General features: G+C 68.7%; 12 protein-coding genes, 1 tRNA gene and 1 pseudogene. 7 read left to right on the top strand and 7 right to left on the bottom strand.

The genetic code is table 11. The features are described 5' to 3' along the window. The first annotated feature begins 61 nt into the window (after positions 1 to 61). The 4 genes from AC1RRR_RS11150 to AC1RRR_RS11135 all read left to right on the top strand — a co-directional run bounded on the left by AC1RRR_RS11150 (position 62) and on the right by AC1RRR_RS11135 (position 3970). A complete protein-coding gene (locus AC1RRR_RS11150; protein WP_492813033.1) occupies positions 62 to 1438 on the top strand; it encodes a formimidoylglutamate deiminase in 1377 nt (458 codons plus the stop codon). Beyond that, positions 1435 to 2142 carry a histidine utilization transcriptional repressor HutC gene (hutC, locus tag AC1RRR_RS11145; protein ID WP_492813032.1) on the top strand — a complete coding sequence of 236 codons (708 nt, stop codon included), beginning with the start codon at positions 1435 to 1437 and terminating at the stop codon, positions 2140 to 2142. The genes AC1RRR_RS11150 and hutC overlap by 4 nt, the downstream gene beginning before the upstream one ends. A gap of 66 nt (positions 2143 to 2208) precedes the next feature. Continuing rightward, positions 2209 to 2748, top strand: a complete 540-nt coding sequence (locus AC1RRR_RS11140; protein WP_492813030.1) for a DUF1993 domain-containing protein — start codon at positions 2209 to 2211, stop codon at positions 2746 to 2748. A gap of 133 nt (positions 2749 to 2881) precedes the next feature. After that, positions 2882 to 3970, top strand: a complete 1089-nt coding sequence (locus AC1RRR_RS11135) for a hypothetical protein (RefSeq protein WP_492813028.1) — start codon at positions 2882 to 2884, stop codon at positions 3968 to 3970. Positions 3971 to 3978: 8 nt separating this feature from the next. Here the strand turns inward: AC1RRR_RS11135 and AC1RRR_RS11130 are convergent, their stop codons facing one another. The 4 genes from AC1RRR_RS11130 to ybaK all read right to left on the bottom strand — a co-directional run bounded on the left by AC1RRR_RS11130 (position 3979) and on the right by ybaK (position 5346). Beyond that, a complete protein-coding gene (locus AC1RRR_RS11130) occupies positions 3979 to 4392 on the bottom strand; it encodes a GFA family protein (protein ID WP_492813026.1) in 414 nt (137 codons plus the stop codon). A 41-nt stretch (positions 4393 to 4433) separates the two neighbouring features. Then, positions 4434 to 4510: transfer RNA gene (locus AC1RRR_RS11125), tRNA-Met, on the bottom strand. A 56-nt stretch (positions 4511 to 4566) separates the two neighbouring features. Beyond that, positions 4567 to 4866 carry a hypothetical protein gene (locus tag AC1RRR_RS11120; RefSeq protein ID WP_492813025.1) on the bottom strand — a complete coding sequence of 100 codons (300 nt, stop codon included), beginning with the start codon at positions 4864 to 4866 and terminating at the stop codon, positions 4567 to 4569. A 3-nt stretch (positions 4867 to 4869) separates the two neighbouring features. Next, entirely contained in the window at positions 4870 to 5346 is a 477-nt protein-coding gene (ybaK, locus tag AC1RRR_RS11115) for a Cys-tRNA(Pro) deacylase (RefSeq protein ID WP_492813023.1), read from the bottom strand. A gap of 48 nt (positions 5347 to 5394) precedes the next feature. Here ybaK and AC1RRR_RS11110 point away from each other — a divergent pair, with 48 nt between their 5' ends. From AC1RRR_RS11110 to AC1RRR_RS11100, 3 genes are all read left to right on the top strand, one after another. Continuing rightward, entirely contained in the window at positions 5395 to 7056 is a 1662-nt protein-coding gene (locus tag AC1RRR_RS11110) for a copper resistance system multicopper oxidase (protein ID WP_492813021.1), read from the top strand. Next, a complete protein-coding gene (locus tag AC1RRR_RS11105) occupies positions 7056 to 7790 on the top strand; it encodes a copper resistance protein B (protein WP_492813020.1) in 735 nt (244 codons plus the stop codon). Before AC1RRR_RS11110 ends, AC1RRR_RS11105 begins: the two co-directional genes overlap by 1 nt. Before the next feature lie 97 nt (positions 7791 to 7887). Continuing rightward, entirely contained in the window at positions 7888 to 9480 is a 1593-nt protein-coding gene (locus tag AC1RRR_RS11100; RefSeq protein ID WP_492813018.1) for a fatty acid--CoA ligase, read from the top strand. A 5-nt stretch (positions 9481 to 9485) separates the two neighbouring features. Here the strand turns inward: AC1RRR_RS11100 and AC1RRR_RS11095 are convergent. The 3 genes and pseudogenes from AC1RRR_RS11095 to AC1RRR_RS11085 form a co-directional block, all read right to left on the bottom strand. Further along, a pseudogene (locus AC1RRR_RS11095) lies at positions 9486 to 9584 on the bottom strand (hypothetical protein); the annotation flags it as partial. Positions 9585 to 9622: 38 nt separating this feature from the next. Further along, the gene (locus tag AC1RRR_RS11090; RefSeq protein ID WP_492813016.1) at positions 9623 to 10546 is read right to left on the bottom strand and encodes a Gfo/Idh/MocA family protein; all 924 of its coding nucleotides are present in this window, start codon (positions 10544 to 10546) and stop codon (positions 9623 to 9625) included. A 163-nt stretch (positions 10547 to 10709) separates the two neighbouring features. Next, the gene (locus AC1RRR_RS11085) at positions 10710 to 13007 is read right to left on the bottom strand and encodes a beta-glucosidase family protein (RefSeq protein ID WP_492813014.1); all 2298 of its coding nucleotides are present in this window, start codon (positions 13005 to 13007) and stop codon (positions 10710 to 10712) included. Positions 13008 to 13056: the final 49 nt, after the last annotated feature.

Raw genomic sequence — 13056 nt, 5'->3', positions numbered from 1 at the left:
CCCTCGCTTGCAGTCGGCTTCAATATGTATAGACATATTTGCGAACGATGAGGCTTGTCCAGTGACCGACGCGCAGAATCCTGAGTCCTCGACGGTGGTCTGGTGCGAGAGCGCCCTGCTGGCGGACGGCTGGGCGCGCGGCGTGAAGTTCACGATCACCGACGGCCGCATCGGGCGCATCGACACCGACACGTCGGCGGGTGACGCCCAGCGCCTGGGTCCCGCCCTGCCGGGTCTGGGCAATGTCCACAGCCACGCCTTCCAGCGCGCCATGGCGGGCCTGGCCGAGACGCGCGGCGAGACCGGCGACAACTTCTGGACCTGGCGCGAGGTCATGTACCGCTTCCTGGAGCGGCTGGACCCCGACATGGCCCAGGCCATCGCCGCCATGGGCCAGGTCGAGATGCTGGAGGGCGGCTTCACGCGGGTGGGCGAGTTCCACTACCTGCACCACGCGCCGGATGGCGGCGCGTACGACAACCCGGCCGAGATGGCCGCGCGGATGGCGGCGGCGGCCGAGGAGACCGGGATCGGCCTGACCCTGCTGCCGGTGTTCTACGCCCACTCCAACTTCGGCGGCCTGCCGCCTACCGATGGTCAGAAGCGCTTCATCCATGACGTTGACGGTTTCGCCCGGCTGGTCGAGGCTTGCCGCGAGATCGTCGCGCCTTTGCCCGAGGCGGTGGTCGGGATCGCGCCGCACAGCCTGCGCGCGGTGACCGGCGAGGAGCTGACCGCCATCCTGCCCCTGGCCGCCGGCGGGCCGATCCACATGCACGTGGCCGAACAGACGAAAGAGGTCGACGACTGCCTGGCCGCCACCGGCCAGCGTCCCGTCCGCTGGCTGATGAACCACACCGAGGTCGGCAAACAGTGGTGCCTGATCCACGCCACCCACATCAACGCCACCGAGACCGAGCGTCTGGCCAAGAGTGGCGCGACCGCCGGCCTGTGTCCGGTGACCGAGGCCAATCTGGGCGACGGCGTCTTCCCGACCCCGGACTACCTGTCGGCTGGCGGAGCTTTCGGAATCGGCACCGACTCCAACATCGTGATCGATGCGGCCCAGGAACTGCGGACCATGGAATACGCCCAGCGCCTGACCCGCCGGGCTCGCAACGTTCTGGCCGGCGGTTCGCGCCGCTCGACCGGCGGTGATCTGTGGCGCGCGGCGACGGTGGGTGGGGCGCAAGCCCTGGGCGTCGGCCGAGGCGGCCTGCGTCGCGGCGCGCCGGCGGACTTCATCACCCTGGACGCCAGCCACCCGAACCTGGTCGGCCGCTCGGGCGACACCCTAATTGACAGCCTGGTCTTCGCTGGCGGCGGCATCGACACCGTCTGGCGGCACGGCAAGCAGCTGGTCTCCGGCGGTCGCCACCATGCGCGCGAAGCCATCCAGGCCCGCTACGTCCAGACCCTGAAGGCCCTGCTGGCGTGACCGGACCGCTGCACCAGCGCATCCGTTCGGACATCGAGGCCCGCATCCGCTCAGGCGAATGGGCGCCCGGCCACAAGGCGCCGACCGAGGCTGAGCTGATGGATCAATACGGCTGCGCGCGCATGACGGTGAACAAGGCCATGACCGCCCTGGTCGAGGCCGGGCTGATCGTGCGCCGCAAGCGGGCCGGTTCGTTCGTGGCCCGGCCCAAGGTCCACGCGCCGGTGCTGAACATCCCCGACATCCAGTCCGAGATTGTCGCGCGCGGCGAGGCCTACGCCTTCCGCCTGCTGTCGCGCACGGTGCGGGCGGCCGACCGCGACAATCCCGAGGAGGTCGAACTGGCGGCCGGCGGCAAGCTCTTGGAGCTGGACGGCGTCCACGACGCCGGCGGGCGGCCCTTCGCCCTGGAGCGGCGCCTCGTCTCGCTGAGGGCCGCGCCGGAGATCGAGGCCGCTGACTTCGCCGAACATCCGCCCGGAGCCTGGTTGCTGGAGCACGTCACCTGGACCGAGGCCGAGAGCCGTATCGGCGCAATCAACGCCGACGCCGAGGACGCCCGCCTGCTGGCCCTGGACGAAGGCGCGGCCTGCCTGGTCGTCGACCGCCGCACCTGGCGCGAAGGCCAGCACGTTACCCGCGTCCGGCAGATCTTCCCCGGCGAGGCGTACGATCTCGTCGCGCGGTTCGGGCCGGGAGCTTAAGGGCGCGGTCCCTCTGGCGCGCGATGGCCGGGTCAGCTTAGCTCCCGCCCAAACCGGAGAGTCCCCATGGACCTGCACGCGATCGCCGTCCCGACCTACGCCCAGATGCTGAAGGGCCTGTCGAACCAGCTGACCAAGGCCGAGGCCTTCGCCGCCGACAACGGCCTGTCGCCGGACGACCTGATCACCGCCCGCCTGGCGCCGGACATGTTCCCGCTGTCGACGCAGGTGCGGTTCGTCTGCACCCAGGCCAGCGACATGCTGCGGCAGCTGACCGGTTCGGACTCGTTCACCCCGGCCGAGGACGCGACCGACTTCGACGGCCTGCGCGCCCAGCTGGCCGAAGCCGTGGCCAAGGTGCAGGCGACGCCCGCCTCGGCCTTCGACGGCGCAGCCGGCAAGGCGATCGAGCTGAAGATGCCCAACGGCATCGTCTTCGACATGACCGGCGAGCAGTTCCTGCGCGACTGGGCGCTGGCCCAGTTCTACTTCCACCTGACCACGGCCTACGCGATCCTGCGCCACAAGGGCGTGGCCTTGGGCAAGCCCGACTGGGTCTCGCACATGTTCGCCTACATCCGTCCGGGCACGCTGCCTGGAGGGTAAGGCTGGCCGGAGGTTGAGTCGGCTCGCAACCCCCTGACCTGGGGATGTCGGCCAGGGCGCCCTGGCCCGTAGAACGGCGTTCGGGGACAGTGAGCGACGCGTGGTGCGACGAGGGTCCCGCAAGGGACCCGTCATGGCCGAACCGACGCTTCGCGACTTCCAGTTCCTGATCCAGCTGGTCGACAGCGGCCTGATCCAGGCGACCTTCAAGTTCCTCGACCTGCGGCCGCTGCTCAAGAGCTTCGGCGTGCTGACACCCGATGTCGACGCGGCCCTGGCTCTGGTCGAGGCCAATCCGGCCCTGGTCAATATCGGCGTCCAGACCCTGAAGGAGGCCCTGACCAAGTGGCCGCTGGATACGCCGCTCAGCGTCGCCTTCGGCACGGGCGGCGGCGGCGGGACGGGCGGCGGCGCGGTCACCAACCCGATCGTGCTGACCGACGCCCAGATCAAGGACGCCTACAAGGCCCTGGCCGGCATCGCCTCGACCTCGTCCAAGGCGCTGTCGGAATATCTGACCGGCCCCAACGGCGAGAAGGTGGTCAACGCCTTCTATGCCGAGATGAAGCTGCTGGCCCAGCTGCAGGTCGACGTCACGGCCGGCAAGATCACCAAGGCCGCGTTCCTGGACAAGCTGATCAGCTTCTCGGCCGACACCTCGGCCCTGGCGCTGCAGGCGATGAACTTCTTCACCGGCAAGACGCCGACCCAGGCGGCGCTGAACGAACTGATCGACAGCGCCACCAACACCAGCGACCTGACCGACTTCGCCTACGCGATCTACAACACCGAGAACAAATACATCGAGTTCGCGGTCAACCAGGCCATGAGCGGCACGGGGGCGGTGACCTTCAAGACCGCCTACGACACGCTGACCTTCCGCGACGCGGCGGCCAAGATCTACGACGCCATCATCGGCAATACCAAGGCCCAGGCGGCCGGCGTCAATGTCGGCGCCGCGCTGGACTACATCGTGTCCCAGCAGAAGTATTTCGAGGCCTATGGCCACGACGCCCTGGGCGCCAAGGCGGCGGTGGCGGGCTTCCTGATGTCCAAGGGGCTGGAGGCCGGCGTCGGCGCCTATGCCGAGGCGGTGAAGGCGTTCCTGACCAAGGCCTATGACGGCACGGCGACCTACGGGACCGAGCTGGTGGGCGCGGCCAAGGCCGTGGCGCTGGTGGGGCAGGCGGTCGAGACCCACGACGCCGGCGCGATGACTTAGTCGGGCCCCTAGTCGGGCATCGTCTCGAACACGGTCACGCCCTCGGGCAGGACCACCCAGTCGGGCTTGTCGCGGCCGAACAGGGCCATGGTGGGCTGAAAGAGACCCGGGTCGTCGAGCGACCCGGCATAGATGGTGTGGGAGTCATGCAAGCCATGCTCCCCGCCAAAGACGAGGCCCCCGCAGTTCGGGCAGGAATTGCGGGTGGCCTCGCCACCTCGGAACGCGCGGCTGCGATACTGCCGCGCCGGACCGGTGATGGTCAGGGCCGAGGCCGGAAAGCCCATGAACGGAATGAAGCCGCTCCCCGACGCCTTGCGGCAATCGGCGCAGCAGCACACGCCCATGAAGGTCGGCGCGCGGTCAGCCTTCCAGCGCAGGGCGCCGCACAGGCATCCGCCTTTGAAGGGGGAGTCGGTCATGTCGGGAAGTAGAGCGCCGGCTCATCGGACCGGTCAATTCCTGGTAGCTGGAGGCGGACTTGAACCGCCGACCTGTGGGTTATGAATCCACCGCTCTAACCAACTGAGCTATCCAGCCGCACCAGAAGGCGCGGCTTATAGGCGAGAACCGCGCGGGATATCAAGCCGGCGGCGTCACTTCCCAAACACCAGGGTCAGCAGCAGGACCGCGCCGGCGATGAGGGCGACCGCCACGGCGGCGCGATGCAGGCGGGTCATGGTCCCCAGCGTGGGCGGCAGGCCCTTGTTCGAGCCCCACATCAGGTCGAGGTCCGGCGACGGGTGAAGGGTCGCTTCGGAGGTCTTCAGGCGTGGGTCGTCGGTCCGCTTGTCCTTGAGGGATTTGGCCCCCTGCCTCGCGGCCAGCCGGGAGGCTTCGCCCACGATGGCGGAGAGCAAGAGGACGACCAGGGCGACGATCTGGAGCCAGGACACGGCCTACTCCGAAACGATCGCGGCCGTCACCGCGCCCAGGGCCTTCACCGCATCGGCCGGAGCCAGCTTCACCTGCAGGCCGCGCTGGCCGCCGTTGAGGAAGACGTAGGGCTCGGCGAGGGCGGCTTCCTCCATCACCGTCGGCAGGCGCTTCTTCTGGCCGAAGGGGCTGACGCCGCCGACCTTGTAGCCGGTGATGCGTTCGGCGTCGGGGACAGGGGCCATGGCGGCCGACTTGCCCTTCAGGGCGGCGGCCAGCTTCTTCATGCTGACCTCCTTGTCCGAGGGCAGGATGGCGCAGGCGGGCTTGCCGTCCAGCATCACCACCAGGGTCTTGAGCACGCGGCTGGGGTCTTCGCCCAGCGCCTCGGCCGCTTGGAGACCGACGCGCTCGGATCCAGGGTCGTAGTCGTACGTATGCAGGTCGAACGCGACGCCGGCCTTGCTCAATGCGATCGTGGCGGGGGTGCTCTTGGACATGCTTCGGGTGATACCCAAGTGCGGTTCAGGTTGGAATACGGATAGCGGATGATCGATCGAAGGACCTTGCTGCGCGGCGCTTTCGGACTGGGCGCGGCCGGCCTGCTGCCCGAATGGGCGATGGCCAGCGAGGGAACGCGGTCGCCGGCGGCGCTGTCGGGCGACGAGATCAAGCTGACGGTCGGCCATACGATGGCGAAGATCGACGGCAAGGCGGGCCATGCCGTGACCGTCAATGGCTCGATCCCCGGGCCGCTGATCCGGCTGAAGGAAGGCCAGAACGTTCGGCTGTCGGTGACCAACAACTTGGATGAAGATAGTTCGATCCACTGGCATGGCTTGTTGGTGCCGTTCCAGATGGACGGCGTGCCGGGCGTCAGTTTCCCGGGGATCAAGCCAGGCGAGACCTTCACCTACGACTTCCCGGTGCGCCAGGCCGGCACCTACTGGTGGCACAGCCATTCGGGCCTGCAGGAGCAGGTCGGCCACTACGGCCCGATGATCATCGACCCGGCGGGCGAGGATCCTATTCCCTACGATCGCGAGCACGTGGTGGTGCTGTCGGACTGGAGCTTCCTGCATCCGCACGAGCTGTTCCGGAAGCTGAAGGTCAATGCCGGCCACTTCAACATGCAGAAGCAGACGGTGGGCGGCCTGCTGACGGGCCAGGACCAGTCGCTGAAGGACCGCGTCGCGTGGGGCAAGATGCGGATGGACCCCACCGACATCGCCGACGTCACGGGCTCGACCTACACCTATCTGATCAACGGCCAGGGGCCGGGCGACAACTGGACGGGGCTGTTCAAGCCCGGCGAGCGGGTGCGACTGCGGTTCATCAATTCCGCGGCGATGACGATCTTCAATGTCCGTATTCCGGGCCTTGGCCTGGAGGTCGTGGCGACCGACGGCCAGCCGGTGGTTCCCGTGGCGGTCGACGAGTTCCAGATCGCGCCAGCCGAGACTTACGACGTCATCGTGCGGCCCGTTGAGGACCAGGCCTTCACCCTGGTCGCCGAGGCCTCGGACCGTTCGGGTCTGGCGCGCGGGACCCTGGCGCCGCGCCCGGGCATGACCGCCGCCGTGCCGCCGCTGAGGAAGCGTCCCCTGGCGACGATGAAGGACATGGGCATGGGGAACATGCGCCATGGGATGGACATGCCGGGCATGGACATGTCGATGCGCTCGCAGAGCAACGCGCCGAACGTCCCGCTGACGCCGGGCGTCCAGACCATCTCGCCGATGCCGATGGACCGCATGGGGCAGGCGCCGCAGGGGCTGGAGGATGTCGGGCACAAGGTGCTGCGCTACGCCGATCTGGCCAACCTCGTCCCGGCTAAGGATACGCGTCCGCCCGGCCGGGAGATGGAGATCCATCTGACCGGCAACATGGAGCGCTTCATGTGGGCGTTCGACGGCGAGGCGTTCGGGCCGATCAAGAAGCCGATCGCCTTCCAGCGTGATGAGCGGGTGCGGGTGGTGCTGATCAACGACACCATGATGGCCCACCCGATCCACCTGCATGGCCACTTCTTCGAGCTGGTCAACGGCCAGAAGAACCAGCCGCTGAAGCACACGGTCAATGTCGCGCCCGGCGGCAAGGTCGCCTTCGACCTGACCGCCGACGAGCCCGGCGACTGGGCGTTCCACTGCCACCTGCTGCTGCACATGCACGCGGGGATGTTCAACGTCGTGACGGTGCGGCCGCTGTGATGGTCCAGCACGAGCATCACCACGCGCCGCCGCCAGCGATTGAGCAGCCCGCGCCGACGGCTGCAGGCGACCATGCCGCCGAGCGGTTCTACAGCCCGCAAGCCATGGCCGCCGCCCGCGCCCAGTTGATGAAGGAGCACGGCGGCGGCAGTTTCTGGACGGTCCGCGCCGACGTCCTCGAATACCGCTCGCGCAAGGGCGCCGACGGCCAGGCGTTCGAGGGCGAGGCCTGGTGGGGCAATGACGCCTCGAAGTGGGTCGTGAAGGCGCGCGGCGAACGCACCGACGGCGAGGGCTGGGAAACCGGCGAGGCCGAGCTGCTGAAGGCCTGGCCGGTCGGTCCCTATTTCGACCTGCAAGCTGGCGTCCGCTACGACCTGGCGCCGAAGGGGCGGTCCTACGCGACTGTCGGCTTCGAAGGCCTCGCGCCCTACTGGTTCGAGCTCCAGGGCGCGGCCTACCTCTCCGACCAGGGCAAGGTCTCGGCGCGGGGCGAGGCGTCCTACGACCTGCGCCTGAGCCAGAAGCTGATCCTGCAGCCGCGCCTTGAGGGCGACCTGGCCGAGGCCGGGGCGGGGCGGCTCGAGGGCGGCTTGCGGCTGCGCTACGAGATTACCCGCGAGTTCGCGCCCTATGTCGGGATCGTCCGGGAGCGGACCTTCGGGCCGCTGACGCCGCTGGGCGAGCGGGCGGGCAGCACGGCGGTGGTGGTGGGCGTCCGCGCCTGGCGTTGACGCCCTATCGATACGGATAGCTTGCCGGGAGCGCGGCTGAGGCCCAACATCCGTTTGACCCGCCAGCAGAGTGGGCAAACCGAGGGAGCCAGGCTTGATGTCGACCGCGATCGATTTCGACCGCATGCATACGTTGGGCGACGTCGCCCGCTACCATGCGGAGGTGCGGCCCGGCGACGTGGCGTTCGTTTTCGAGGGACGAGAGACCAGCTTCGAGCAGTTCGACCGCCATGCGAACCAGGTCGCCAACGCCCTGATCGCGGCGGGGCTGGGGACGGGCGACCGGGTCGCCTATGTCGGCAAGAACAGCGATCACTATTTCCAGCTGCTGCTGGGCGCGGCCAAGGCCGGGGTGGTGACCACGCCGATCGGCTGGCGGCTGGCGTCGGCCGAGGTCGCCTACATCGTCGCCGACAGCGAGGCCAAGATGGTCTTCGTCGGTCCTGAGCTGATCGCCCATGTCGATGCGGTTGGTGCGGCGCTGAGCCAACGACCGGTGGTCATCGCCATGGAAGCGGAAGGCGCGGGCGAGCACCTGACCTTCGAGGCCTGGCGCGACGCCCAGTCGGGCGCCGATCCGCACAAGCCGATCGAGACCTCGGACATCGCCATCCAGCTCTACACCTCGGGCACCACGGGGCGGCCCAAGGGCGCGATGCTGACCCATGACAACCTGCTGGGCATGCGGCGCGAGGCCTCCAAGAACCCGATGGCCTGGAACCAGTGGGGGCCGGACGACGTCAGCCTGGTCGCCATGCCGGTGGCCCATATCGGCGGCACCGGCTGGGGCCTGGTCGGCCTGATGAACGGCGCCAAGGGCGTGGTGGCGCGGGAGTTCGATCCGTTCAAGGTGCTGGACTTCATCGAGAAGGACCGGGTCTCGAAGATGTTCATGGTGCCGGCGGCGTTGCAGATCGTGGTGCGCCAGCCTCGGGCGCGCGAGATCGACTATTCGCGGCTCTCCCACATCCTCTATGGCGCCGCGCCCATCCCGCTGGACCTGCTGCGCGAATGCATGGAGGTGTTCGGCTGCGGCTTCGTCCAGCAGTACGGCATGACCGAGACGACCGGCACGGTGGTCTATCTGCCGCCCGAGGACCACGACCCGGCCGGCAACAAGCGCATGCGCGCGGCGGGCCTGCCGATGCCTGGTGTCGAGATCAAGGTCATGGACGCCGAGGGAAACAGCGTGGCGACGGGCGCCGTGGGCGAGATCGCCATCCGCTCGGGCTCGAACATGGCCGGCTACTGGAAACTGGACGACGCTACCGCCAAGACCGTCGACGCCGACGGCTGGCTGCGCACCGGCGACGCCGGCTACCTGGACGAGGACGGCTATCTGTTCATCCACGACCGGGTGAAGGACATGATCATCTCGGGCGGCGAGAACATCTATCCCGCCGAGGTCGAGAGCGCGGTGTACGGCCACCCGCACGTGGCCGAGGTGGCGGTGATCGGCGTGCCCGACGAGAAGTGGGGCGAGGCGGTGAAGGCGGTGGTGGCGGCTAAGCCGGGGGTTACGCCGGACGCGGCGGATATCATCGCGTTCGCGCGGACGCGGATCGCGGGGTTCAAGGTTCCGAAGAGCGTGGATTTCGTGGAGGCGTTGCCGCGGAATGCTTCGGGGAAGATCCTGCGGCGGGAGTTGCGGGCGCCGTACTGGGAGGGGCGTGAGCGGCAGGTCAATTAGATCTAGATCCTCCCCCTAGCGGAGGAGGTGTCGCCGCAGGCGACGGAGGGGGAAGAGGCAGGCTCAGCAGCACTTCCCCCTCCGGCCTTCGGCCGCCTCCCCCGCTAGGGGGAGGGTCTGATGTGTCGGTCGCTGCCTCTCCCTACTCGACGAAAGCTTCAACCGTCTCCCGCGTCCCCACGAGAAACGCATCCGCGACCAGCGCCAACGGCCGCACGTCCACCTCGGATCGCCCCTCGGCGACCAGCCCCGCGAACCGGTCGTAAAGCCCCGGATACTCCCGGTTCTCCCCAACCTCCACGGCCACCCCGTCGATCGTCAACTCCGCCCCGCCCAGCGACAGCTTCAGCACCCCGTCATCCGTCCACGCCGTGATGTCCCAAGTCTGCGGCCCCGTCTGCAGGAAGTCCAAGTCAGCGCTAATCTCCGCCCCGCCCAAGGTGGTCATCTCCACCCGCCCCGCGATCGGCGACTGCACGTTCTCCGGCACCTGCAGCCTTGCATCCGTCACGAACACCTCGGCCGGCATGATCTCCGTCAGGATCGACAGCGCGTTGATGGCCGGATCGAAGACGCCCATGCCGCCGGCCTGCCAGATCCAGGTCTGGCCGGGGTGCCAGCGGCGGACGTCCTCGCGCCATTCGATGGAGAGCTTGCGGACCTGGCGCGAGGCCAGCCAGGCCTTGGCTCGCGGCACGCCGGCGGCGAAGCGCGAGTGCCAGCTGGTGAACAGCACCACGCCGTGCTCGCGCGCCACGGCGGCAAGTTCGGCGACTTCGCTGACCGTGGCGCCCGGCGGCTTTTCCAGGAACACGTGCTTCCCGGCGCGTAAGGCCGACAAGGCCGTTTCGCGGCGCGCCTGGGGCGGGGTGCAGAGGGCGACCGCGTCCAGCGCCGGGCCGTCCTTCAGCATGGCCTCGATGTCGTGGAAGACCGGGATGCCGCCCAGGTCGGGCTTGCTGCGGCTGGCGGCGGCGACCAGGTCGAAGCGCGGGTCCGCGGCGATGGCGGGGATGTGCTGGTCATGGGCGATCTTGCCCACGCCGACGAGGCCGATCCGGATCACGCGTGCTTCCTCCCACTGTATGTCGTGCTAATTATATTATAAATGGAGCAGCGCAAGGCGGCGGGCAAAAAAAGAGCGTCACCCGGAGGCGACGCTCTTGAAGAGGGAAGAGACATAGATGAGCCCGGCGGGACAGGGGTAGGCTAGATCCCGCCCGACCCGCCTACTTCGCCGCCGGGGATACCGGCAGGCTCCGGGCCGCCAGGGTGACCTGGGCGGTGGAGGGGAGGGCCCGGGACGAGGATCCCAGGGCGATGTCGTACTGGCCGGCCGCGATCGACCAGCCGTGGGCCTTGCCGTCCCAGGTCGCCAGCAGGCGCGGGTCGACCGTGACGGTCACGCGCTGCGTCGCGCCGGGGGCCAGGGAGACCTTCTTGAAGCCGGCCAGGCGCTTGGGCGCCTCCCAGCCGCCGGCCTTGGGGCCGACGTACACTTGCGGGACGTCCTTGCCGGCGCGGGCGCCGACGTTCTTGACGTCGAAGCTGACTGTGACCTTGTCGCCGGCGGCCGTGGCCGTCAGGTTCGAATAGGCGAACTTGGTGTAGGACAGGCCGTAGCCGAACGGGAACAGCGGCTCGATCTTCTTGAGATCGTACCACTTGTAGCCGACGGCGGCGCCTTCGATGTCGTAGTCGGCATCAAACAGCTCGCCCTCGGCCTTGCCGACGCCGTCCAGCTTGGGACGCGGCAGGTCGGCCACGCTCTTGGGGAAGCTGACGGGCAGGCGGCCCGTGGCGTCGATCTCGCCGGACAGGACGCGGGCGATGGCCTCGCCGCCGGCGGTGCCCGGGAACCAGGCCTCGACCACGGCGCCCACCTTGTCCAGCCACGGCATGACCACCGGGCCGCCGGTCAGCAGCACCACGACGGTCTTCTTGTTGGCCGAGGCCACCGCGTCGATCGTGGCGTCCTGGGCCTTGGGCAGGTTCAGGTCCTGGACATCCCAGGACTCGGTGGTCCACTGGTCGGCGAAGACCAAAGCCAGCTCGCTTTGCGCGGCCAGCTTGGCGGCGCGCGCGGGGTCCGTGCCGTCGTCGTAAGTGATCTTGGCGTTGGGATAGCGGGCCTGTAGCGCCTTCAGCGGCGAGGACGGATAGTAGATCACCGGACCCGGCCAGGTGGCGGGCTCCAGGCCCTTCACCGCGCGGCCGCCGGCCGGATAGACCTGCGACGAGCCGCCGCCCGACAGCACGCCGACATCGGCATGGCCGCCGATCACCGCGATGGTCTTGGCGGTCTTGGCCAGGGGCAGCAGGTCGCCGTCGTTCTTCAGCAGGACGATGCCTTCCTCAGCGTCGGCCTGGGTGATCTTGGCGTGGGCGGCAAGGGTGGCGGCCGGCAGGTCGTGACCCTTGGGCTGGGTCACCGGATGGTCGACCGCGCCGCTGGCGAACAGGGCGCGCAGCACCCGGCGCGCCATGTCGTCGATGCGGGCCTGGCTGACCTTGCCGCTGGCCAGATCGGCCTTCAGCGGCGCGCCGAAGAAGGGCTCCTTGTCGAAGGCTTCGCCGGCGGACTCCTGGTCGAGGCCGGCGTTGGCGGCCTTGGCCGACGAGTGGTCGGCGCCCCAGTCCGACATCACGTAGCCCTTGTACCCCCAGTCCTTCTTCAGGACGGTGTTCAGCAGCCAGTCGTTCTCGCAGGCCCACTCGGTGTTGACGCGGTTGTAGGCGCACATCACCGAGTGCGGGTCCGACTGCTCGATGGCGAACTGGAAGGCCAGCAGGTCCGACGTACGAGCCGCGGCGTCGCTGATGTTGCTGCTGACCACGAAGCGGCCGGTTTCCTGGCCGTTCAGGGCGTAGTGCTTGATCGTCGAGATGATGTGGTTGGACTGGATGCCCTTGATCTGGGCGGCGACCATGACGCCGGCCAGCAGCGGGTCTTCGCCGCCATATTCGAAGTTCCGGCCGTTGCGCGGCTCGCGCATCAGGTTCACGCCGCCGGCCAGCTGGACGTTGAAACCCGAGTCGCGGGCCTCCTTGCCGATCATCGCGCCGCCCTTGAAGGCCAGCTCGGGGTTCCAGGTGGCGGTGGTGGCCATGCCCGAGGGCAGGGCGGTGCGCGCGCGCAGGTCCTGGTGGCTGCCTTGGGTCGCCACGCCGACGCCGGCGTCGGTCTGCCACTGGCCGGGAATGCCCAGGCGCGGCACGCCCGCCACGTAGCCAGCCGAGGCCTCCAGCGAGTCCTTGTGGCGCGTGTACTTCGGCTTCATGTCCGAACCGAAGTAGCCGAAGATAACCGTGAACTTCTCGTCGTTGGTCATCGCCTTCAGCGCCAGATCGGTGCGGGCGTCGGCCGAGAGCTTGGTGTTCATCCACGGATGGGCGGGCTTGGCGGCGGCCGGCTTCTTGGCGACTTCAGCCAGGGCCGGGGCGACGGTCAGCGCGGACGCCGAGGCGCCGATCAGCAGGGCGAGCGAAAGGCCCCGCCAAGTCGCCAGCGAAGTCGTCTGGGTCATGTTTCCTCCGTGGTCTCGTTCTTGCGCCCCGCGCGGCGCTGCGGCCACG

The organism is Caulobacter sp. GW821-FHT12D05 (assembly GCF_058807295.1).
The sequence above is the reverse complement of the archived record's forward strand: the minus strand, read 5'-3'. Positions and strand labels throughout refer to the sequence as shown.